This window comes from Enterobacter sp. CCUG 70166 (assembly GCF_020224095.1).
In the GTDB taxonomy this organism is placed as follows: domain Bacteria; phylum Pseudomonadota; class Gammaproteobacteria; order Enterobacterales; family Enterobacteriaceae; genus Enterobacter; species Enterobacter intestinihominis.
The window spans coordinates 1-22405 of record NZ_NRIQ01000056.1 but is presented as its reverse complement, the minus strand read 5'-3'; the positions used below and the strand labels follow the sequence as shown (position 1 = coordinate 22405).

The following is a 22405-nucleotide window of genomic DNA, read 5'->3' as shown; positions in this document are numbered from 1 at the left end:
GAATTCTGAGACGACCCCTGGTATGATCGAGCAGAGGCTCATCTCAATGAGCAATCCCCGCAACAAATTTTTTCGGGGTGCAACAGACCCTTTAGTGTCCAGGCCTGAAAAAAAAGAAAGCACGGTCTCTGAGAGACTACGGTCCTTACGCAACCATACCGGTTAGCGAGCTTTATATTTTCATTATGACTATCTGTATAACAGGGGAATGAATGTGATTAAAAAAATATGCGAAGTGATTGATGGAGAGTATGTCTGTGACATTGATATCAGTGTGGAAGAATGGAAAACTTTATTAACAAATGATAAAGTTTTTGACACAAAAAGTATTGCAGCGTTAAAAAAATGGTTTATTGAGCCAAATCATTCCTGCACATGCTTCGATATTGGTAAGAAGTACGACCTGCACAGCATGAGTGCTAATGGAGTCATAAACGGACTGGGTGGCAGAGTTCAAAAAGAACTTGGTAGATTCGAGGTTAAAGGTGTCGGAAATATCGCATCCGGTACAAAATTCATTACCGTAATGAAGAGTAAAGAAATCGGCGGAAAACCCAAAAGAAACTTATGGACAATTCGTGAGGAACTTGTTCAGGCAATTAACGAACTGGATTTTTTTGGTACAACAGAAATGGCCAGCAGTGAGTATTACTCTGACGATGAGTTGATCAATGCCATAGAGAAAAGTAATATCTTTGACAACGTTCAGACGTTTGAATATACAGGGGAAGCCAAACCAAAGAAAAATGCAATAGAAGTAAAAAATGGCCTCTCGTATCCCAGGAGTAAAGGCGTATCCCAAAATGCGCTGAATAAAGCAGGTTACAGATGTGAAGTCGATAGTGACCACCCAACATTCAGAAGGCGAAATTCATCCTTAAATTACACAGAACCTCATCACATTGTACCTATGTCCAGGCAAGATGCTTTTGACACATCTCTTGATGTTGAAGAAAATATCATATCTCTGTGTTGCAATTGCCATAAACAAATTCACCTTGGTCAGGGTTATGAAGATATGCTGAAAGAAATATACACTGCGCGAAAAAGGTTATTAAAAAAAGTTGGTATTGATATATCACTGGAAAACTTGATTCTTTATTACAAAATGGAAAGTAAGTGAGATTCAAACGAGAGTGATACCTTCGTTTTATTGGTCGGGATGAACAGCAGATGATGTTTCCGGCAAGTATCGGGTCCAGAAACTTTCTGTTAAAAAAGAGGTAAAAGTAGTCTTGAGCCCTGACTGCGAATTGCCATTGCGCATGACCAGAGAACAGGACGAACCCCTGCCAAACCCAGGCATGAGAAACACCTTTAAAACATAGACTTAATTAAAATCAGCAATTCCCATCGAAATAATAAGCAAGCAGAATTGGCTCAGGTGAATTTCACTCGGTGCAGTGCATGCGTTGGGGGGGGTAAAAGGAAAAACCCGAAATGAATCGGGTTTTGATTAATTAACGATTAACAGGTTCCCGTGCCCGGGAACACTCTGACTGTACGCGCAATATATTATTTCCGCAATCATTATTTTTGATTACCAAGCCATGTATTCATCTGCTCAATTTCACCTTTTTGAGCTTTAATGATGTCCTGCGCGAGCTTTCTCATTTCCGGATCTTTTCCGTATTTTAGCTCGGTCTCAGCCATTGCTATTGCCCCTTCATGGTGTGCTACCATGCCTTTCGCAAAAGCCTTGTCGGGATCGGACTCTTTTACAGCGGCCATCATTTTGTCATGCATACCTTTCATGCCGGACATATATTCCTGTGACGATGCCGATGAGGATATATCTGACATTTTCATTTCTGAATGTTCTGCGGAAATCGCTGGCAGGGATAACATCAGTATAACAAAAAGCGAATTTGTGATTTTCATATAATAAACCCTTTCAGATGGTTACCGGATAAGTTTAGCTGAGTCAGACAAAAAAGCCCCCTGAAGGGGGCAAAAAATAACAACATATCCGTATAAGGGACAATCTATCAAGGAAAGGGTAACCGCACGGAAACTTCAGTTGTCATCAGCCCGCATTGATCATGCGGCGGTGTGCATCAGCCATAGCCTGATGGGGGCCGGACTGACCGTTATTCGTAAATTCATGGGCAACAGCTGCTCTTTCATGTTCATTCATCGCCGCAAACGAAGTCGCCGGACGGGAAGCGTTAACGGTGCCAGTTCCCATCATCTTCTGATGACTTTCCGCCATTTTTTTATGTGCATCTGCTGAACCATTGTTCATGGTTTCATGAACAATAATAGCCTGTTCATGCTGATCCATACCGGCCATCCGTGGAGCTGCCCCCTGGATGGCGGCTGGAGTTGAAGAAGACTGCATCTGATGGGCCGGAGCCTGAGCATTATTGACACGCTCATGGATATTTACAGTTTCAGTGGCCCAGGCCGTAGAAATTAAGCTCAAACCTAACACTGATGCTAAGACGATATTTTTCATGGTAACTCTCCATTTCTGAATTAGTGATGTCCGTGAATTTCGATCTGTGTCCTCAGTAGTACAACTGACAACTCTACAGACCTTATTCCGCCAGGATGAGGCTTTAATACAACTCCTGGCTTGTGCTGATGCCGTGTATGGATGAAGTAATAATGCCTTCCTGATAAGTTGCACTAATTATATCGAATGGCTTCTGTTTGCTGCATGACAGGCTAATGACATCTTTGTCATTTAAATCTTTATTCTCAGTACTGGGTTTCCGGAATCATTTTCTCCAGTCTGGGCACGGATAGGATAAAACGAGTTGAACGTACGTCCGATTCCACCTGCACTCTTCCGTGATGTGCTTCCACGATGGACTTCACAATCGCAAGGCCGATGCCGCTGCCTTCTCCTTTTCGTTGTCTGGACGGATCTACCCGATAAAAACGGTCAAACAGCCTTGATAAATGCTCTTCAGGGATTGGTTTCCCCGGATTTTCAATCACAAGGTCAAAAAAGCTCTCCTGCTCTCTTATTGAGACGGTGATTGCCTGTCCCTCCGGGGTATAACGCAGGGCATTGGATAACAGATTATTGATCGCCCTTCTGAACATTTGTGGATCTCCCTCAACCAGGCAGGGCATCCCGTTAAATTTGAGCGTGATATTGCGTTCTTCGGCCCAGGCTTCGAAAAACTCGAAGACTTTCATGACTTCCGCTCTGAGGTCAAACATGACCCTGTCAGGTATCAGCTGATTATTATCTGCCTGTGCCAGGAACAGCATATCGCTGACCATTTTGGTCATCCGGTTATACTCTTCAAGACTGGAATAGAGGACATCCTCAAGTTCCCTCTGTGTTCGATCCTGACTCAGTGCGATTTCAGTCTGCGTCACCAGATTGGTGATGGGCGTTCTGATCTCATGCGCGATATCGGCAGAGAAATTGGCCTGGCGGGTAAAGACATCCTCAATCTTTCCAATCATATGATTGAACGAGATAACCAGTTGCTCCAGCTCAATGGGAACGCGTGTCGGTTCCAGTCGCGCATCAAGATTCTCGGAGGTGATGTTTTTAATGGCATTGCTGACATTACGAAGGGGCAGGTGCCCCTGACGGACAGCGATTCGAATGATCAGAACAATCAACAGGCTTATCACGACGGCAATCGCAATCAGGTTCTTTTTCAGCGCATCGAGGTAATGGAGATGGAAATTAATGGATAGGCCAGTCAGCATGACATAGTTCTGCTGTTTGCCCTGAAATATCGCCTGACCAGAGGAGGCGATAATCCTGTATGTTTCCATCTTCATTTCGGACCCGGTATCCATCGGTCCCGCAGGATCCTCCACCGTCCAGAGAAAGACATCCCGTGCGCGGCTGTGCTCGCTAAAATCTGCTGAATTCACTGCCGGGCGTAGTGCCGCCCCCTGAGCTGAGCTAAAGAGCACTTCACCCCTGGGATTGAGGAGCAAAAGGGCAACGTTGCGGTAGCTGGCAATTGATTCCTTTATTTTGCTTATTTTTTTATCATCCGGATCCACCGGGGACTGCAGTATACGGTTCAGTGTGGTGCTGATTTGTTGAAGATCGCTGACATCCTGCTCGGCAAAATGATTTTCAACAGAATGCAGCATAAACCAGGTGAAGGCGATAAAAGCCAGTATCGTGGACAGGCTGATAAAAAAGGTCAGCCGCAGAGCGAGTGAGAAAGGGCGTCTGGAAGGTTTGCTATGCATCCGGGACCTCCAGCATGTAGCCCACGCCCCGGACTGTCTGGATCAGCTTTGTCTCGTAATCGTTGTCTATTTTAGCGCGGAGTCGCTTTACTGCGACATCGATCGCATTAGTGTCGCTGTCAAAATTCATGTCCCAGACCTGAGAGGCAATCAGGGAGCGGGGAAGAACCTCTCCCTGATGGCGAATGAAGAATTCCAGCAGGCTGAACTCTTTACTGGTGAGCACAATGCGGTTTCCGGCGCGACTGACTTTTCTGGATACGAGATCAATCGAGAGGTCAGCCACCTTAAACTGGCTTTCCGTGATCATCGTGTTTCCCCGCCTCAGAAGGGTTCTCACCCGGGCGAGCAGTTCGGCAAACGCAAAGGGTTTAACCAGATAATCGTCCGCACCCAGTTCCAGTCCTTTGACCCTATGTTCGATCGTGCCGAGGGCTGTCAGCAGTAAGACCGGCATACCCTTTCCGGCAGTGCGCAGCATGCGGATGATATCCCAGCCGTTCACATCAGGTAGCATGATATCCAGAATGACTAAATCATACTCGGCTGTCATGGCGAGATGATATCCGGTAAGACCATTATCAGCGTGATCCACTACGAACCCTGCCTCTGTAAGCCCTTTGCTGAGATATTCACCTGTTTTAATTTCGTCTTCGACGATCAATATTTTCATCTTGCTCCCCGGCTGGCTGCTAATGTCATTCTATTGCGCCCACGATCGTTATCAACGGATTACAGCAAAAATGACAACATTGTCATTATCCTGTCACCCGGCAAACAGAGAGCGTTAGGTAAAGTACCCCTATCAATACTCTGGACTTCGTTTGAACCATTTACCAGGTCTGCCTGTACGAGAAGCGTTATGTTCAAATTAAAATTACTCAGCATCAGTACCATATTCATCCTGGCTGGTTGTGTTTCTCTGGCACCTGAATATCAGCGTCCGCCAGCTCCGGTTCCCCAGCAGTTTTCATTGTCTAAAAACAGTCTGACGCCTGCGGTAAACAGCTATCAGGATACGGGCTGGCGAAACTTTTTTGTCGATCCCCAGGTCAGCAGGCTGATCGGTGAAGCCCTGAATAATAACCGTGATTTGAGAATGGCTGCCCTGAAGGTTGAAGAGGCCCGGGCCCAGTTCAACGTCACGGATGCAGATCGTTATCCCCAACTGAATGCCTCATCCGGGATCACATACAACGGTGGTCTGAAAGGTGACAAGCCGACCACACAGGAGTACGACGCGGGTCTGGAGCTCAGCTATGAGCTCGATTTTTTTGGCAAACTTAAGAACATGAGTGAGGCTGATCGCCAGAACTACTTTGCCAGCGAAGAAGCCCGTCGTGCCGTACACATCCTGCTGGTCTCCAACGTTTCACAGAGCTATTTCAGCCAGCAACTGGCGTACGAACAACTCCGTATTGCGCGGGAAACGCTGAAAAATTATGAACAGTCTTATGCATTCGTTGAGCAACAACTGGTGACCGGGAGTACGAACGTTCTGGCGCTTGAACAAGCCAGGGGGCAAATCGAAAGTACCCGCGCCGAAATAGCCAAACGAGAAGGCGATCTGGCTCAGGCAAACAATGCCCTGCAACTGGTGCTGGGAACGTACCGCGCAGTTCCGTCAGAAAAAGGGATTAAAGGTGGGGAGATCGCACCAGTAAAATTGCCACCAAATCTGTCGTCACAAATATTGCTGCAGCGTCCGGATATTATGGAAGCGGAATATCAGCTGAAAGCGGCTGATGCCAATATTGGCGCAGCGCGAGCGGCTTTTTTCCCGTCCATTACCCTGACCAGTGGTCTCTCCTCAAGCAGTACGGAGCTGTCCAGCCTCTTTACGTCAGGAAGTGGAATGTGGAATTTTATTCCTAAAATTGAAATTCCTATATTTAATGCTGGCAGGAACAAAGCCAATCTGAAGCTGGCTGAAATTCGCCAGCAACAGTCCGTGGTTAATTACGAACAAAAAATTCAGTCAGCCTTTAAGGATGTTTCCGACACGCTTGCGCTGCGCGACAGCCTTAGCCAGCAACTTGAGTCACAGCAGCGTTATCTTGATTCACTTCAGATAACTCTACAGCGTGCCAGAGGATTGTATGCAAGTGGTGCTGTCAGTTACATCGAAGTGCTGGATGCAGAACGTTCCCTCTTCGCGACGCAGCAAACCATTCTCGATCTTACCTATTCCCGACAGGTTAACGAAATTAATCTGTTTACCGCGCTGGGTGGCGGTTGGGTAGAGTAAATTTATTCAATTAATCAGGAAATTAAAATGCGTAATTCACTTAAAGCCGTTTTATTTGGTGCCTTCTCTGTCATGTTTTCTGCCGGTCTTCATGCTGAAACACATCAGCATGGCGATATGAATGCTGCCAGTGATGCTTCGGTACAGCAGGTTATCAAGGGCACCGGTATCGTTAAAGACATTGATATGAATAGTAAAAAAATCACCATTTCGCACGAAGCAATCCCGGCGGTGGGCTGGCCTGCAATGACCATGCGCTTCACTTTTGTTAATGCAGACGACGCTATCAATGCCCTGAAAACCGGCAACCATGTCGATTTCTCGTTTATTCAGCAGGGCAATATCTCCTTACTCAAAAGCATTAACGTGACGCAATCCTGATTAACAGTCCGGAGCGAATACATCCAGTGCGCCTGAACATTCATTAAGGGATTACTGTGAATGAATGATCGGGCGCATATGCCAGGTGTTTTGATTTTTCAGCGAGAAATTGTATGGCTTCTTTAAAGATAAAATATGCTGCAATAATTATCAGCAGCCTCATAGCAGGAGGGCTGATATCGGTTACTGCCTGGCAGTATGTAAACTCATCACAAAAAACAGTACAAACAGAACAAAAGGCACCGGAGAAAAAGGTACTTTTCTGGTATGACCCGATGAAACCGGATACCAAATTTGATAAACCCGGAAAATCGCCCTTTATGGATATGGACCTGGTGCCAAAATATGCTGATGAAAGTGGCGATAAAAGCAGTGGCGGGATCCGTATCGACCCAACCCAGGTTCAGAATCTGGGATTAAAAACGCAAAAAGTCACGCGAGGAATGCTGAATTATTCTCAGACAATCCCGGCTAATGTCAGTTACAACGAGTATCAGTTTGTCATTGTGCAGGCGCGTTCTGACGGTTTCGTCGAAAAAGTGTATCCCCTGACGATTGGCGATCATGTGAAGAAAGGCACGCCGCTTATCGATATCACCATTCCTGAATGGGTTGAGGCACAAAGTGAGTTCCTGCTGTTATCCGGTACAGGCGGTACGCCAACCCAGATAAAAGGGGTTCTGGAGCGACTTCGTCTGGCTGGTATGCCGGAAGAGGATATTCAAAGGCTGCGTACAACCCGCACCATCCAGACCCGTTTTACCATTAAAGCACCTATTGATGGCGTCATTACTGCATTTGACCTGCGCACCGGCATGAATATTTCGAAAGATAAGGTGGTGGCTCAGATTCAGGGAATGGACCCGGTCTGGATCAGCGCTGCAGTGCCAGAATCTATCGCCTATCTGCTGAAAGATACGTCGCAGTTTGAAATTTCGGTACCGGCTTATCCGGATAAAACATTCCATGTCGAAAAATGGAACATTCTTCCCAGCGTGGATCAGACAACCCGTACGCTTCAGGTCCGTCTCCAGGTTTCTAATAAGGATGAGTTTCTCAAGCCGGGCATGAATGCCTATCTGAAACTGAATACCAGGAGCCAGGAGATGCTGCTGATACCAAGCCAGGCCGTTATCGATACCGGCAAAGAACAGCGCGTGATTACTGTTGATGATGAAGGCAAGTTTGTGCCGAAACAGATCCACGTTCTGCATGAGTCACAGCAACAGTCCGGCATCGGCTCCGGCCTGAATGAAGGCGATACCGTGGTGGTCAGTGGCCTGTTCCTCATTGACTCTGAAGCCAATATTACGGGCGCACTGGAACGTATGCGCCACCCTGAAAAAACAGAAAGCAGTATGCCAGCAATGTCTGACCAGCCTGTAAATATGCATTCAGGGCACTGAGGAGACGACGATGATTGAATGGATTATCCGGCGCTCTGTCGCCAACCGTTTCCTGGTCATGATGGGGGCCCTGTTTCTCAGCATCTGGGGCACATGGACGATTATTAACACGCCTGTCGATGCCTTGCCTGACCTGTCAGATGTGCAGGTCATTATCAAAACCAGCTATCCCGGCCAGGCCCCGCAGATTGTAGAAAACCAGGTCACCTATCCACTTACCACCACCATGCTGTCCGTGCCTGGCGCAAAAACCGTGCGTGGTTTTTCACAGTTCGGTGATTCGTATGTGTATGTCATTTTTGAAGACGGCACCGATCTGTACTGGGCCCGTTCCCGCGTGCTGGAGTACCTGAACCAGGTACAGGGAAAACTGCCCGCCGGTGTGAGTTCTGAAATCGGTCCGGACGCCACGGGGGTGGGCTGGATATTTGAATATGCCCTTGTCGATCGCAGCGGAAAACACGACCTTTCAGAACTGCGTTCTCTGCAGGACTGGTTCCTGAAATTTGAGCTGAAAACCATCCCGAACGTGGCTGAGGTCGCTTCGGTTGGCGGCGTGGTGAAACAGTACCAGATTCAGGTCAATCCGGTAAAACTGTCTCAGTATGGTATCAGCCTGCCCGAAGTGAAACAGGCCCTTGAATCGTCTAACCAGGAGGCCGGTGGCTCATCCGTTGAAATGGCCGAAGCTGAGTATATGGTCCGTGCCAGCGGTTATCTTCAGAGCATTGATGATTTTAATAACATCGTCCTGAAAACAGGCGAGAACGGCGTGCCGGTTTATCTGCGGGATGTTGCCCGCGTGCAGACCGGGCCTGAAATGCGGCGTGGTATTGCCGAGCTGAACGGCCAGGGCGAAGTCGCTGGCGGCGTGGTGATCCTGCGGTCGGGTAAAAATGCACGCGACGTTATCACGGCAGTGAGGGATAAACTTGAGACGCTGAAGGCCAGCCTGCCGGAAGGCGTTGAAATCGTGACCACCTACGATCGCAGCCAGCTCATCGACCGGGCGATTGATAACCTCAGTTCCAAACTTCTGGAAGAGTTTATCGTGGTGGCCATCGTCTGTGCCCTGTTCCTGTGGCACGTACGTTCTGCCCTGGTGGCGATTATCTCTCTGCCGCTTGGTCTGTGTATCGCCTTTATCGTCATGCACTTCCAGGGACTGAACGCCAATATCATGTCGCTGGGAGGGATAGCGATTGCCGTCGGTGCGATGGTGGATGCCGCCATTGTGATGATTGAGAATGCGCATAAGCGGCTTGAGGAGTGGGATCATCAGCATCCTGGTGAGCAGATTGACAACGCCACCCGCTGGAAGGTGATTACCGATGCCTCCGTTGAAGTGGGACCCGCACTGTTTATCAGCCTGCTGATCATCACCCTGTCCTTTATTCCTATCTTTACCCTGGAAGGTCAGGAAGGACGTCTGTTTGGCCCGCTGGCATTCACGAAAACGTACTCCATGGCGGGCGCGGCCGCGCTGGCCATCATCGTCATTCCGATTCTGATGGGATTCTGGATCCGGGGGAAAATTCCTGCAGAGACCAGTAACCCCCTGAACCGGGTACTGATCAAAGCGTATCATCCATTGCTGTTGCGGGTTCTCCACTGGCCAAAAACAACCCTGCTGGTTGCGGCCTTGTCCATTTTCACCGTTATCTGGCCGCTGAGCCAGGTGGGCGGTGAGTTTCTGCCGAAGATTAACGAGGGCGACCTGTTGTATATGCCGTCGACCCTGCCGGGTGTCTCTCCGGCTGAAGCTGCAGCGCTCCTGCAGACGACGGACAAGTTAATCAAAAGCGTTCCTGAAGTGGCCTCTGTATTTGGCAAGACCGGTAAAGCAGAGACCGCCACGGATTCCGCACCGCTCGAAATGGTTGAAACCACGATCCAGCTCAAACCTGAGGATCAGTGGCGTCCAGGCATGACGATTGACAAGATTATTGAAGAACTCGACAGGACCGTCCGTTTACCGGGGCTGGCAAACCTCTGGGTGCCGCCAATCCGTAACCGTATTGATATGCTCTCAACCGGGATCAAAAGCCCGATAGGTATCAAGGTGTCCGGAACGGTTCTGTCCGATATCGATGCAACGGCGCAGAGTATCGAAGCGGTCGCCAAAACCGTACCCGGCGTAGTGTCTGCTCTCGCAGAGCGACTGGAAGGCGGGCGCTACATTGATGTGGATATCAACCGGGAAAAAGCCTCCCGCTACGGAATGACGGTGGGCGATGTGCAGCTGTTCATCTCATCAGCCATCGGTGGGGCTATGGTGGGTGAGACGGTTGAAGGCGTGGCCCGGTACCCGATTAATATCCGCTATCCGCAGGATTACCGGAACAGCCCGCAGGCCCTGAAACAGATGCCGATCCTGACCCCGATGAAGCAGCAGATCACGCTGGGCGATGTTGCGGATATTAAGGTCGTTTCCGGGCCGACTATGCTGAAAACGGAAAATGCCCGTCCAGCCAGCTGGATTTACATTGACGCGCGCGGCAGGGATATGGTGTCGGTGGTTAATGACATTAAAACGGCGATCAGTCAGAAAGTGAAACTGAGACCGGGTACCAGCGTGTCATTCTCCGGACAGTTTGAACTGCTTGAGCATGCCAACAAGAAACTGAAGCTGATGGTGCCGATGACGGTGATGATCATCTTCATCCTGTTGTATCTGGCATTCCGCCGGGTTGATGAAGCCCTGCTGATCCTGATGAGCCTGCCGTTCGCCCTGGTTGGCGGGATATGGTTCCTGTACTGGCAGGGCTTCCATATGTCTGTCGCAACCGGAACGGGGTTTATCGCTCTGGCCGGGGTGGCAGCAGAGTTTGGCGTGGTCATGCTGATGTATCTGCGTCATGCCATTGAAGCGCACCCGGAATTGTCCCGTAAAGAGACGTTCACACCGGAAGGCCTTGATGAAGCCCTCTATCATGGTGCCGTACTGCGTGTCCGGCCGAAAGCCATGACCGTGGCGGTGATCATTGCGGGTCTGCTGCCAATACTCTGGGGAACCGGTGCAGGTTCAGAAGTCATGAGCCGTATCGCGGCACCCATGATTGGTGGGATGATCACGGCTCCGCTGCTGTCCCTGTTCATTATTCCTGCCGCCTACAAATTAATCTGGCTGCGCAGACATAAAAAAAGCGTGTCCTGAACCTGAAAGGGCACCCCCTGTGGGTGTCCTTCTTTACTGATTCACCCTGACGTCAGGGTTTAAATCGATAATATACAGAGGTGAGTATGAAAAAAGTGGTTCTGATGGCGCTGGCTCTCGGCCTTTCACTGCCCGCGATGGCGAGTGAAAAAGTGATTGATATGTACAAATCTGAAAACTGTGGCTGTTGTTCCCTGTGGGGCAAGGCGATGGAAAAAGACGGGTTTGAAGTACGAACTCACGTCATGAATGATCAGGCGCTGTCAGCCCTGAAAGAAAAGCATGCTATTCCTGCAGGACTGCGAAGTTGTCATACCGCGGTTGCCGGTAATTTGATCATTGAAGGCCATGTGCCTGCGACAACGATACATAAGGCAATGCAGTCTGGTTCAGGTATATACGGTCTCGCCACCCCCGGTATGCCAGCAGGAAGTCCTGGAATGGAGATGGGAGCCCGAAAAGAGGCTTACGATGTTATCGCATTCTCACCGGATGGAAGTAAAAAAGTCTTCCAGCGAATCGAATAGTCAGCGGAACGGCTGATAACGGGACGCCGGCAGCAGGCACTCTTATGCCGGCGGCATTCGTGGTAATCGCATCCATGACATACCCTGAAGACAGAAGATGCTTCGGTATGCATAAGGAGAGTTACTGTGAAAAATGACAATGCAGTGCAACACAACAACCAGACTGCTTCTGAGCAGACATTATCCCCGGACGAGGGCCACGTATTGCATAAGGTGAGAGATCCCGTGTGCGGGATGGACATCCTGCCCGACAGGGCGCACAGCAGCATTCGATACCAGGACCATCAACTTTATTTCTGCTCCGCCAGCTGTGAGAGTAAATTTAAAGCCCATCCCGATCGTTATCTTACCGAAGATGCCAGTGAACATTCCCATCACCATCACCACGATCATCACGAAGTCAGCCCTGATCAGATAAAACAGCCTCACCACCAGGCGGAGAAAGAGAATTCTGAAGGTGTGTGGACATGTCCGATGCACCCGGAGATACGCCGCAGTGGTCCCGGAAGCTGTCCTGTCTGTGGAATGGCACTGGAGCCGCTCGTAGCTACGGCATCCACGGGGCCAAGTGATGAACTTCGCGACATGACAAGACGCTTCTGGCTGGGGTTGTTGCTGGCGTTTCCGGTTCTGGTACTCGAAATGGGATCTCATCTGTTTCCCGCCTTGAGGAATACAGTACCGCCACAGTACAACACATGGCTGCAGCTGCTTCTGGCCTCTCCTGTCGTGTTGTGGTGTGGCTGGCCATTCTTCGCCCGGGCCGGAATGTCGTTACGTAACCGCTCCCTGAATATGTTTACCCTTGTTGCAATGGGCACCGGCGTAGCCTGGGTGTACAGCGTCATTGCAACCGTCTTCCCCTCCTGGTTTCCTGCATCGTTCAGAAACATGGATGGCCTGGTGGCCGTTTATTTTGAAGCCGCAGCAGTTATTACGGTGCTTGTTCTGCTGGGACAGGTTCTTGAGCTGCGGGCACGGGAACAAACCTCAGGTGCCATTACTGCACTACTGAATCTTGCCCCCAAAACCGCCAGGCGGCTGGATCATGACGGTCATGAAACGGATATTAATGCGGAAGATGTTCTGCCTGGCGATAAGCTCCGCATCAGACCAGGAGAGAGTATTCCGGTCGACGGTATTGTGATCGAAGGCAAAACAACCGTTGATGAATCGATGGTGACCGGGGAATCTATGCCGGTTACCAAAACGGAGGGTGACCCTGTCATCGGGGGGACCATTAATCAGACAGGGAGTCTCATCATCCGTGCAGAGAAAGTCGGTGATGAAACAATGCTCTCACGAATTGTTCAGATGGTCGCTGATGCACAGCGTTCGCGTGCCCCCATCCAGAGAATGGCTGACAGCGTTTCAGGCTGGTTTGTTCCTCTGGTGATACTTATCGCGGTTGTTGCTTTCGTGATCTGGTCTGTCTGGGGGCCCGAGCCCAGGATGGCGCACGGTCTCATTGCGGCTGTGTCGGTCCTGATTATTGCCTGTCCCTGCGCGCTGGGGCTGGCCACGCCGATGTCGATAATGGTGGGGGTGGGCAAAGGAGCCCAGGCCGGGGTGTTAATCAGGAATGCCGAAGCCCTTGAGCGTCTTGAAAAAGTGGACACGCTGGTTGTCGACAAAACAGGCACGCTCACGGAAGGTTCGCCTACGGTGACAGGGATTATCAGTCTCAATCCGGGTGGGGAAACATCTCTTTTGCGTGTAACAGCCGCAGTGGAAAAAGGCTCGCAGCATCCGCTGGGTATGGCAGTAGTTAAAGCAGCACAGGAAAAGGGGATCGCAATACCCGCAGTCACTCATTTCGATGCACCGTCGGGTAAAGGTGTCTCAGGCGATGTCGAAGGTCAACGGGTTGTTATTGGTAATGAACTGGCTATGCAGGAAAACAGTATCGTTATTGATAATCAAAAGGCCGTTGCGGATACGTTGCGGATGGAAGGCGCTACCGTTATCTATGTGGCCACAGACGGGGACCTTGCAGGCCTGATAGCTATCTCGGATCCCGTGAAAACAACCACGCCGGATGCGCTTAAAGCTTTGCGTCAGGCGGGGATCCGCATTGTTATGCTCACCGGGGATAACCAGCTTACTGCTGAAGCAGTCGCACGGAAACTGGGAATAGATGAGGTTGAAGCCGGAATTCTGCCGGATGGCAAAAAAGCAGTGATAACCCGACTGAAAGCGTCTGGCCATGTGGTTGCGATGGCCGGAGACGGTGTGAATGATGCCCCGGCGCTGGCAGCGGCTGACGTGGGTATAGCCATGGGAACGGGTACAGATGTGGCAATTGAAAGTGCCGGAGTCACCCTTCTCAAAGGCGACTTGATGATACTGAACAGGGCCCGTCATCTGTCAGAGATCACCATGAAAAATATCCGTCAGAATCTGTTTTTTGCATTTATCTACAACGCACTTGGCGTGCCTGTGGCTGCAGGTCTGCTTTATCCTGTGTATGGAATACTGCTGTCGCCAGTTATTGCGGCGGCGGCCATGGCTCTTTCCTCCGTCAGCGTCATTGTGAATGCGTTGCGTCTGAAAAGTGTCAGGCTCGGGAAATAACACTGAGTGAAGGGTCAGTTACGAACAGAAGGAGTCCAGTATGAAAAGTACCACCTATGCGCTTATTGCTGTCGCCGCGATCGCGGCATTTGCTCTCCTGCGCGAACACTGGTCACATGTGGCAGGTTACTGGCCATATCTGTTATTGCTGGTCTGCCCGCTAATGCATCTTTTCCACGGCCATGGAGGGCATGGAGATCATCAACATCACGGAAGTGAAAACGATAAAAAAAATTAATCCGGCAGACGGGGCCGCGTCGCGGTCCCGTTATCAGTCCAGGTATCGTTCGTAGTCTCTGGCATGCGCAAAGGCATGCTGTTCGAGTTTGTTATCAGCGGGTGCCGCTGCCCGGAACGCCAGAGAGTTAACAGGGTTGTTATTGATGACCAGCTCGTAATGCAGATGAGGACCGGATGAACGTCCGCTGTTACCGGATAACGCAATAGCACCTCCCCGTGTAACCCTGGCCCCTTTAGTAACGAGTATTTTATTGAGGTGGAGATAGCGAGTTTTAACACCGGCTTTTCCCGTTACTTCAACAAAATATCCCATGGTACTGTTGTATTCGGCCCGGGTGATTTTTCCGTCGATGACGCTGACTATTTTCGTGTTCATGGGCATGGAATAATCAATGCCATTATGGGGACTCACTTTTCCCGATACCGGGTTAAGTCTTGCAGGATTGAAAGGCGAACTGAGTCTTGCTGTGGCCGGTAACGGATAATCGAGACTGCCTTTCCCGGAAGTATCGGAAAGGTTATAGAACTTTTTATCTGATATACGATACGCCGTGTAATTAAATGAACCGGACGTAAATTTATAGGCCACGACACGTGATTTTCCCGCTTTCTTTTGCAGTACGAGTTTTAATGATTCATTTTTTTTCAAATGCCGCAGATTAAACCGGGAAGGCAAGGAGCGCTGAAGAGTAGCGATCTCGTTCGATTCCAGCCCCGAGCGGGTGGCTGAAAGGTAGGCATTTTCTTTTACGACATCGGTAGAATACATTTACTGGAATTCGCCGTTAGCATGAACACTGCGGCGTATGCTAGGGGTTTTCAGGAGGCGTGTCATCTGTCAGTTAATCGGGAGCACCGTTGATGGTCGTCATTTTTGTAACATATCTTGTTTCCCGTTTGCTCCTGAAGCTCTGGGAACTGTATGACCAGCCCGACGGTGATGATTAACGGGACTGAAACAGGTTACGGCAGAGCAATATGGGGCTCATGTCCTGCTACGTAACCCGTCAGTAAAGCCCTGCTGCGCACCTGACGCTAAGCACTAACCCGCCTGCAGTTACCTGGTCGAATACAGCCCGCGAAGCTTTCTTGCCTGCGTCTGATGTGCTTCCGCACCGGCATTATTGACCTGCTCATGCACGAGAGCGGCTTTTTCTCCGGCATTCAGTTCGTTAAAAGAAGAAGACGAGGTCTTTGAATTTGCATCACTGCCGGACAGCATTTTTTTATGTTCCTCAATCATTTTCTGATGCGCATAGGACGCGCTGTTGTTCATAAATGAATGAGCAACAATGGCCCTTTCATGTTCATTCATTTCAGAGAATGAGGGCGTGTTGTTTTTATTAACCCTGTCCGGTAAGTTTTCATGCGTCGAGGAATTCACATGACTGACGGCTGAGGCATTATTAACAAATCGATGTGCTTCATGGGCAATATCACTGGACTGAGCAAAAGCTGCCCCACAAAATAAAGCTGTAAACGCAGTGGTCGTGATTAATATATTCATGTGTAATTACCTTCTGAGGTACATAAAAGATGTCCTTATGATCATATATAAAAATAATCAACCTGTGGGGAAGATGACGTAAATGTAATACAGCTATGTACATTACACGATTGTAATGAATTTGTTTCTTAAGGTGTGCTAGCTTCATTTCATTGTAAGTGGATGAACCAGTAATTTAATTTAAATCGGTTCTCGAATTCTGTCAGTAACCATACTTTAAATAAGGGAATGCGCATGCTGTTGAAAACGTCTCGACGAACTTTCCTGAAGGGGTTAACCCTCTCTGGCGTAGCCGGAAGTCTTGGCGTATGGAGTTTCAATGCGCGTTCCAGTCTGAGCCTGCCAGTTGCCGCATCCCTGCAGGGTACTCAGTTTGACCTGACCATTGGTGAAACGGCCGTCAATATCACGGGCAGTGAGCGTCAGGCCAAAACAATCAATGGAGGCCTGCCGGGGCCCGTTCTTCGCTGGAAAGAAGGTGACACCATTACCCTGAAGGTCAAAAACCGTCTTAATGAACAGACGTCCATTCACTGGCACGGCATTATTCTTCCGGCCAATATGGATGGTGTTCCGGGGCTGAGTTTTATGGGCATAGAGCCTGATGATACCTACGTTTACACCTTTAAGGTTAAGCAGAACGGGACTTACTGGTACCACAGCCATTCCGGTCTGCAGGAACAGGAGGGGGTATACGGTGCCATTATCATCGATGCCAGGGAGCCAGAACCGTTTGCTTACGATCGTGAGCATGTGGTCATGTTGTCTGACTGGACCGATGAAAATCCTCACAGCCTGCTGAAAAAATTAAAAAAACAGTCGGATTACTACAATTTCAATAAACCAACCGTTGGCTCTTTTTTCCGCGACGTGAATACCAGGGGGCTGTCAGCCACCATTGCCGATCGGAAAATGTGGGCTGAAATGAAAATGAATCCGACTGACCTCGCGGATGTCAGTGGCTACACCTACACCTATCTCATGAACGGGCAGGCCCCGCTGAAAAACTGGACCGGACTGTTCCGTCCCGGTGAAAAGATACGCTTACGGTTTATCAACGGCTCGGCAATGACCTATTTCGATATCCGTATCCCCGGGCTGAAAATGACGGTCGTGGCTGCAGATGGCCAGTATGTAAACCCGGTTACCGTTGACGAATTCAGGATTGCCGTTGCCGAAACCTATGATGTCATTGTGGAGCCTCAGGGTGAGGCCTATACCATCTTCGCACAATCCATGGACAGGACCGGTTACGCCCGGGGGACACTGGCCACGAGAGAGGGGTTAAGTGCTGCCGTTCCCGCCCTCGATCCCCGTCCTCTGTTGACCATGGAAGATATGGGTATGGGAGGAATGGGACATGATATGGCAGGAATGGACCACAGCCAGATGGGAGGCATGGATAACAGCGGAGAGATGATGTCTATGGACGGTGCTGACCTTGCGGATAGCGGGACATCCTCCGCGCCCATGGATCACAGCAGCATGGCCGGTATGGATCATTCCCGGATGGCCGGAATGCCGGGTATGCAAAGTCATCCTGCGTCAGAAACGGATAACCCACTGGTTGATATGCAGGCGATGAGCGTCTCTCCGAAATTAAACGATCCGGGTATTGGACTTCGAAATAACGGAAGAAAGGTTCTCACGTACGCGGATTTGAAAAGCCGCTTTGAGGATCCTGACGGACGTGAGCCTGGCCGCACCATAGAACTGCATTTAACCGGCCACATGGAAAAGTTTGCCTGGTCATTTAACGGGATCAAGTTTTCAGATGCCGCACCGGTGCTGCTGAAATACGGTGAGCGACTCAGGATCACGCTGGTCAACGATACCATGATGACTCACCCCATTCACCTGCATGGGATGTGGAGCGATCTGGAAGATGAAAACGGTAATTTCATGGTGCGTAAACACACAATAGATGTTCCCCCTGGTACAAAACGCAGTTACAGAGTGACAGCAGATGCGCTTGGCCGCTGGGCGTATCACTGCCATTTGCTCTATCACATGGAAATGGGAATGTTTCGTGAAGTCCGGGTGGAGGAATGATGCGAATGAAGAGAAATTTGAAGGCCATACCTGTTCTGGTCGCCGGTTTGTTTACCTCACAGCTTTCGATTGCGGCGGGCTCCGTCTCTGCAGATCCCCACGCCGGGCACGACATGTCTTCCATGCAGATGCCAGCAGATGAGAATTTCACTGAGATGACGTCAATGGAGCCCATTGTAACTGAGAGCAGAACGCCAATTCCGCCTGTTACCGATGCCGACCGGAAGGCTGCATTCGGCAATTTACAGGGACATGCGATTCACGACAGTGCAATTAATTATCTGGTTCTGCTGGATCAGCTGGAATGGCAACGGTCGGATAACACTAACAATTTCAGCTGGAGTGTTAACAGCTGGATTGGAGGCGATACAGACCGGCTTTGGCTAAAGAGTGAAGGCGAACGAAGCGGGGGGAAAACAGAGACGGCAGAAGCCCAGTTACTCTGGGGGCATGCGATTGGCCCCTGGTGGGATTTGGTTGCGGGTGTCAGGCAGGATTTCAGACCTGCGTCTGCCCGGACCTGGGCTGCTGTCGGTTTTCAGGGGCTCGCTCTCTATAATTTTGAGTCTGAAATTACGGGTTTTGTCAGTAATGGTGGAAAAGCAGCCCTCCGTCTGGGGGGAGAATACGACGTTTTACTGACAAACCGACTCATACTCCAGCCATCCTATGAGGTAAATCTCTACAGTCAGGATGATGAATCGCGGGGGCGCGGCAGGGGATTAGCTGACACAGAGCTGGGCCTTCGGCTGCGCTATGAAATACGCCGCGAGTTTGCACCCTATATAGGCGTCTCCTGGAATCAGCTTTACGGGAAAACGTCCGATATGGCGAAAAGAGAGGATGAGAAAGACCATCAGATAGTATTCCTGGCGGGAGCCAGAATCTGGTTTTAATACGTTAACTTAAAACACTAAACTAAACAGGTAAATAACATGTCGATTTTAAATAAAGCCATTATTACAGGTGGCCTGGTTATGGGCGTCGCTTTTTCTGCCATGGCCCATCCGGAATTAAAAAGCTCTGTGCCACAGGCAGATTCAGCCGTAGCGGCCCCGGAAAAGATTCAGCTCAATTTCTCGGAAAATCTGACCGTGAAATTCTCAGGTGCAAAATTAACGATGACGGGTATGAAAGGCATGTCATCACATTCTCCGATGCCGGTCGCGGCAAAAGTGGCACCAGGCGCTGACCCTAAATCGATGGTTATTATTCCGCGAGAGCCTTTACCCGCTGGCACTTATCGTGTTGACTGGCGCGCGGTTTCTTCAGATACGCACCCTATTACCGGTAATTACACCTTTATAGTGAAGTAATATTATGAACGACCTGATTATGATTGTTATTCGTTTTCTTCTTTATCTTGATTTGATGGTAATATTTGGATTGCCATTTTTTCAGATATACGGAATAAGCGGTGTCAGACATGAAACCTATAACCTGACTAATTTCAGGTCGTTTATAACCTTTGCTGTTGTTACAGGCATCATTCTTACTGGCATTAATATGCTCCTGGTATCTAATGCCATGAGCGGAGTAACTGATTTCAGAGAATTATCCATCCATATTATTGAGATGGTTATAGAAGAAACCGATGTGGGTATTAGCTGGATTGTCAGGCTCTGTGCACTCTTTGCTACACTCGGCGCGTTGTTTCTTTACACTAACAAGAGAGTGTTGTCCTGCCTGCTGATGACGATGAGTGGGGGCGTGGCGCTGGCCACACTTGCCTGGGGAGGACACGCCGTCATGCATGACGGTCTGCATTACTATCTCCATTTACTGAGCGATCTGACTCATCTTGGCGCTGCAGGTGCCTGGACAGGTGCTCTGGTTGCATTTGCTATCCTGCTGATGCGCAGAAACGCGCATAATGCACAGAGCGTCATTGTGATATCTGACTCCTTAGCAAAATTTGCCACGGCAGGTACGGTGATTGTTGTGGCCCTGATCCTGAGCGCGCTGGTCAACTATCTGTATATTGCTGAAGGTAACTTAACCCCGTTATTCAACAGCTCATGGGGGGGGATATTACTTGCCAAGACGGCTCTGTTTGGACTGATGCTTCTTCTGGCTGCAGCAAACCGGTTTCATCTTGGTCCCCGGCTTGAAGTTATGGTCAGGGAAGGGAATTATGATCGCAGCGTTTCCCTGATGCGAAACAGCATCCTGACAGAATTCGTTGTTGCGATTATCATTCTGGGCGCCGTAGCGTGGCTCGGAATGCTTGCTCCGTCTCAGGTCAGCTAGGGGACAGCCAACGCTCATGCGTGAGATTTTTACTTTCATATCAGCGAGTTGACCATGCAGCGTATTTTAATCGTTGAAGACGAACAAAAAACAGGTCGTTACCTGCAGCAGGGACTGGTTGAGGAAGGCTATCAGGCCGATCTCTTTAATAATGGCCGCGATGGTCTCGGGGCCGCGTCGAAGGGACAGTATGATTTGATAATACTGGACGTGATGCTGCCTTACCTCGACGGGTGGCAAATCATCAGTGCCCTGAGGGCGTCCGGGCACGAAGAGCCGGTCCTGTTTTTAACCGCAAAGGACAACGTGCGGGACAAAGTGAAAGGACTGGAGCTTGGTGCAGATGACTACCTGATTAAGCCCTTCGATTTTACGGAGCTGGTTGCACGTGTAAGAACCTTGCTGCGCCGCGCACGCTCGCAGGCAGCCACGGTTTGCACCATCGCTGATATGACCGTTGATATGGTGCGCCGGACCGTGATCCGTTCGGGGAAGAAGATCCATCTCACCGGTAAAGAATACGTTCTGCTTGAGTTGCTGTTGCAACGCACCGGAGAAGTGTTACCCAGGAGTCTTATCTCGTCCCTGGTCTGGAATATGAACTTTGACAGTGATACGAATGTGATTGATGTCGCCGTGAGACGTCTGAGAAGTAAAATTGATGATGACTTTGAGCCAAAACTGATCCATACCGTTCGCGGTGCCGGATATGTCCTGGAGATCAGAGAAGAGTGAGGTTCAAAATTTCCCTGACCACACGCCTGAGCCTGATTTTTTCTGCAGTGATGCTTACGGTATGGTGGTTATCAAGTTTTATCCTGATTAGCACCCTTAATGGCTATTTCGATAATCAGGATCGCGATTTTCTGACAGGTAAACTTCAGCTCACCGAAGAATTCCTTAAAACGGAGACGTTCAGGAACAAAACGGATATTAAGTCATTATCAGAAAAAATAAACGATGCGATGGTGGGGCACAATGGCTTATTTATTTCTATAAAAAATATGGAAAATGAAAAAATTGTGGAACTGTATGCCAAAAATTCTGTTGTTCCAGCGATCCTGCTTAATAAATCGGGTGATATTCTCGATTATATGATCCAGACGGAAGAAAATAATACCGTGTACCGCAGTATCTCGCGGCGGGTTGCCGTGACGCCGGAACAGGGTAAAAGCAAACATTTCATCATTACGGTTGCCACGGATACTGGGTATCACACCCTGTTTATGGATAAGCTCAGTACCTGGCTGTTCTGGTTCAATATCGGTCTGGTCTTTATTTCTGTTTTTCTGGGCTGGCTGACCACACGTATTGGTCTGAAACCGTTACGGGAAATGACCAGTCTGGCTTCCTCCATGACCGTACACAGCCTGGATCAGCGTCTTAATCCCGATCTGGCTCCGCCGGAAATCTCTGAGACCATGCAGGAGTTCAATAACATGTTCGATCGCCTGGAGGGGTCATTCCGGAAACTGTCAGATTTCTCGTCTGACATCGCGCATGAGCTGCGCACCCCGGTCAGTAATCTGATGATGCAGACGCAGTTTGCACTGGCTAAGGAAAGGGATGTTTCGCATTATCGCGAAATTTTATTCGCTAACCTGGAAGAACTGAAAAGGCTGTCTCGAATGACCAGTGACATGCTTTTTCTGGCACGTTCAGAGCATGGTCTGCTGCAGCTGGATAAACATGATGTGGATCTGACCGCCGAACTGAATGAATTACGTGAGTTATTCGAGCCCCTGGCAGACGAAACAGGAAAGACAATCACGGTTGAAGGAGAGGGCGTTGTTGCCGGAGACAGCGATATGCTGCGCCGTGCTTTCAGTAACCTGCTTTCCAATGCAATCAAGTATTCTCCCGATAACACCTGTACAGCGATAC

At 49.5% G+C, this 22405-nt stretch carries 20 protein-coding genes; 14 read left to right on the top strand and 6 right to left on the bottom strand.

Annotation, left to right across the window (positions count from 1 at the left end):
- Positions 1–214 precede the first annotated feature (214 nt).
- Complete coding sequence (locus CKK19_RS22190) at positions 215–1123, top strand: HNH endonuclease (RefSeq protein ID WP_007374408.1); 909 nt, start codon at positions 215–217, stop codon at positions 1121–1123.
- A gap of 407 nt (positions 1124–1530) precedes the next feature.
- Here CKK19_RS22190 and CKK19_RS22185 read toward each other — a convergent pair whose 3' ends face one another.
- The 4 genes from CKK19_RS22185 to silR all read right to left on the bottom strand — a co-directional run bounded on the left by CKK19_RS22185 (position 1531) and on the right by silR (position 4852).
- Positions 1531–1881 carry a DUF305 domain-containing protein gene (locus CKK19_RS22185; protein ID WP_032752126.1) on the bottom strand — a complete coding sequence of 117 codons (351 nt, stop codon included), beginning with the start codon at positions 1879–1881 and terminating at the stop codon, positions 1531–1533.
- Between the two features lie 145 nt (positions 1882–2026).
- Positions 2027–2458, bottom strand: a complete 432-nt coding sequence (silE, locus tag CKK19_RS22180) for a silver-binding protein SilE (RefSeq protein WP_007374411.1) — start codon at positions 2456–2458, stop codon at positions 2027–2029.
- A 245-nt stretch (positions 2459–2703) separates the two neighbouring features.
- Entirely contained in the window at positions 2704–4179 is a 1476-nt protein-coding gene (gene silS, locus CKK19_RS22175) for a copper/silver sensor histidine kinase SilS (RefSeq protein ID WP_007374412.1), read from the bottom strand.
- Positions 4172–4852 (bottom strand): copper/silver response regulator transcription factor SilR, encoded by a 681-nt coding sequence (gene silR, locus CKK19_RS22170; RefSeq protein ID WP_000697968.1) that lies wholly within the window; start codon positions 4850–4852, stop codon positions 4172–4174. The genes silS and silR overlap by 8 nt, the downstream gene beginning before the upstream one ends.
- A gap of 189 nt (positions 4853–5041) precedes the next feature.
- Between silR and silC the strand changes: the two genes are divergently transcribed.
- From silC to CKK19_RS22135, 7 genes are all read left to right on the top strand, one after another.
- The gene (gene silC, locus CKK19_RS22165; protein WP_001507116.1) at positions 5042–6427 is read left to right on the top strand and encodes a Cu(+)/Ag(+) efflux RND transporter outer membrane channel SilC; all 1386 of its coding nucleotides are present in this window, start codon (positions 5042–5044) and stop codon (positions 6425–6427) included.
- 27 nt (positions 6428–6454) lie between these two features.
- Entirely contained in the window at positions 6455–6808 is a 354-nt protein-coding gene (locus CKK19_RS22160; RefSeq protein ID WP_001246152.1) for a Cu(+)/Ag(+) efflux RND transporter periplasmic metallochaperone SilF, read from the top strand.
- Positions 6809–6921: 113 nt separating this feature from the next.
- Positions 6922–8214, top strand: coding sequence for a Cu(+)/Ag(+) efflux RND transporter periplasmic adaptor subunit SilB (gene silB / locus CKK19_RS22155; protein WP_013087116.1), 1293 nt, complete (start codon positions 6922–6924; stop codon positions 8212–8214).
- 10 nt (positions 8215–8224) lie between these two features.
- Complete coding sequence (gene silA, locus CKK19_RS22150) at positions 8225–11371, top strand: Cu(+)/Ag(+) efflux RND transporter permease subunit SilA (protein ID WP_032620969.1); 3147 nt, start codon at positions 8225–8227, stop codon at positions 11369–11371.
- A gap of 86 nt (positions 11372–11457) precedes the next feature.
- Positions 11458–11898, top strand: a complete 441-nt coding sequence (locus tag CKK19_RS22145; RefSeq protein WP_000758228.1) for a DUF411 domain-containing protein — start codon at positions 11458–11460, stop codon at positions 11896–11898.
- Positions 11899–12024: 126 nt separating this feature from the next.
- Positions 12025–14472, top strand: coding sequence for an Ag(+)-translocating P-type ATPase SilP (gene silP, locus CKK19_RS22140; RefSeq protein WP_049133343.1), 2448 nt, complete (start codon positions 12025–12027; stop codon positions 14470–14472).
- Between the two features lie 40 nt (positions 14473–14512).
- A complete protein-coding gene (locus CKK19_RS22135; RefSeq protein ID WP_000843494.1) occupies positions 14513–14710 on the top strand; it encodes a DUF2933 domain-containing protein in 198 nt (65 codons plus the stop codon).
- A 33-nt stretch (positions 14711–14743) separates the two neighbouring features.
- On the opposite strand, the gene CKK19_RS22130 is transcribed toward CKK19_RS22135, so the two are convergent.
- Complete coding sequence (locus CKK19_RS22130) at positions 14744–15481, bottom strand: peptidoglycan DD-metalloendopeptidase family protein (RefSeq protein ID WP_000287501.1); 738 nt, start codon at positions 15479–15481, stop codon at positions 14744–14746.
- A gap of 288 nt (positions 15482–15769) precedes the next feature.
- Complete coding sequence (locus tag CKK19_RS22125) at positions 15770–16219, bottom strand: copper resistance protein (protein WP_001023257.1); 450 nt, start codon at positions 16217–16219, stop codon at positions 15770–15772.
- Between the two features lie 234 nt (positions 16220–16453).
- On the opposite strand from CKK19_RS22125, the gene pcoA reads away from it, so the two are divergent.
- From pcoA to pcoS, 6 genes are all read left to right on the top strand, one after another.
- The gene (pcoA, locus tag CKK19_RS22120; RefSeq protein WP_045334605.1) at positions 16454–18271 is read left to right on the top strand and encodes a multicopper oxidase PcoA; all 1818 of its coding nucleotides are present in this window, start codon (positions 16454–16456) and stop codon (positions 18269–18271) included.
- Between the two features lie 5 nt (positions 18272–18276).
- Positions 18277–19167: a copper resistance outer membrane transporter PcoB gene (pcoB, locus tag CKK19_RS22115; RefSeq protein ID WP_074171683.1), complete on the top strand. Its 891-nt coding sequence runs from the start codon at positions 18277–18279 to the stop codon at positions 19165–19167.
- Positions 19168–19206: 39 nt separating this feature from the next.
- Positions 19207–19587, top strand: coding sequence for a copper resistance system metallochaperone PcoC (pcoC, locus tag CKK19_RS22110; protein WP_045334610.1), 381 nt, complete (start codon positions 19207–19209; stop codon positions 19585–19587).
- Between the two features lie 55 nt (positions 19588–19642).
- The gene (gene pcoD, locus CKK19_RS22105; protein ID WP_306345924.1) at positions 19643–20521 is read left to right on the top strand and encodes a copper resistance inner membrane protein PcoD; all 879 of its coding nucleotides are present in this window, start codon (positions 19643–19645) and stop codon (positions 20519–20521) included.
- 54 nt (positions 20522–20575) lie between these two features.
- Complete coding sequence (gene pcoR, locus CKK19_RS22100) at positions 20576–21256, top strand: copper response regulator transcription factor PcoR (RefSeq protein ID WP_045334614.1); 681 nt, start codon at positions 20576–20578, stop codon at positions 21254–21256.
- Positions 21253–22405 (top strand): copper resistance membrane spanning protein PcoS (gene pcoS / locus CKK19_RS22095; RefSeq protein ID WP_225455226.1); only part of this gene is annotated, 1153 nt, incomplete at its 3' end. The genes pcoR and pcoS, both read left to right, overlap by 4 nt.

What these genes read in the sequence shown, in the direction of transcription:
- CKK19_RS22185 (WP_032752126.1), bottom strand. Translation starts at nt 1,881, where the DNA reads ATGAAAATCACAAATTCGCTTTTTGTTATACTGATGTTATCCCTGCCA.
- silB (WP_013087116.1), top strand. Translation starts at nt 6,922, where the DNA reads ATGGCTTCTTTAAAGATAAAATATGCTGCAATAATTATCAGCAGCCTC.
- silC (WP_001507116.1), top strand. Translation starts at nt 5,042, where the DNA reads ATGTTCAAATTAAAATTACTCAGCATCAGTACCATATTCATCCTGGCT.
- silS (WP_007374412.1), bottom strand. Translation starts at nt 4,179, where the DNA reads ATGCATAGCAAACCTTCCAGACGCCCTTTCTCACTCGCTCTGCGGCTG.
- silE (WP_007374411.1), bottom strand. Translation starts at nt 2,458, where the DNA reads ATGAAAAATATCGTCTTAGCATCAGTGTTAGGTTTGAGCTTAATTTCT.
- pcoR (WP_045334614.1), top strand. Translation starts at nt 20,576, where the DNA reads ATGCAGCGTATTTTAATCGTTGAAGACGAACAAAAAACAGGTCGTTAC.
- CKK19_RS22145 (WP_000758228.1), top strand. Translation starts at nt 11,458, where the DNA reads ATGAAAAAAGTGGTTCTGATGGCGCTGGCTCTCGGCCTTTCACTGCCC.
- pcoC (WP_045334610.1), top strand. Translation starts at nt 19,207, where the DNA reads ATGTCGATTTTAAATAAAGCCATTATTACAGGTGGCCTGGTTATGGGC.
- CKK19_RS22130 (WP_000287501.1), bottom strand. Translation starts at nt 15,481, where the DNA reads ATGTATTCTACCGATGTCGTAAAAGAAAATGCCTACCTTTCAGCCACC.
- silR (WP_000697968.1), bottom strand. Translation starts at nt 4,852, where the DNA reads ATGAAAATATTGATCGTCGAAGACGAAATTAAAACAGGTGAATATCTC.
- silA (WP_032620969.1), top strand. Translation starts at nt 8,225, where the DNA reads ATGATTGAATGGATTATCCGGCGCTCTGTCGCCAACCGTTTCCTGGTC.
- CKK19_RS22160 (WP_001246152.1), top strand. Translation starts at nt 6,455, where the DNA reads ATGCGTAATTCACTTAAAGCCGTTTTATTTGGTGCCTTCTCTGTCATG.
- pcoB (WP_074171683.1), top strand. Translation starts at nt 18,277, where the DNA reads ATGAAGAGAAATTTGAAGGCCATACCTGTTCTGGTCGCCGGTTTGTTT.
- pcoD (WP_306345924.1), top strand. Translation starts at nt 19,643, where the DNA reads ATGGTAATATTTGGATTGCCATTTTTTCAGATATACGGAATAAGCGGT.
- CKK19_RS22135 (WP_000843494.1), top strand. Translation starts at nt 14,513, where the DNA reads ATGAAAAGTACCACCTATGCGCTTATTGCTGTCGCCGCGATCGCGGCA.
- CKK19_RS22125 (WP_001023257.1), bottom strand. Translation starts at nt 16,219, where the DNA reads ATGAATATATTAATCACGACCACTGCGTTTACAGCTTTATTTTGTGGG.
- pcoA (WP_045334605.1), top strand. Translation starts at nt 16,454, where the DNA reads ATGCTGTTGAAAACGTCTCGACGAACTTTCCTGAAGGGGTTAACCCTC.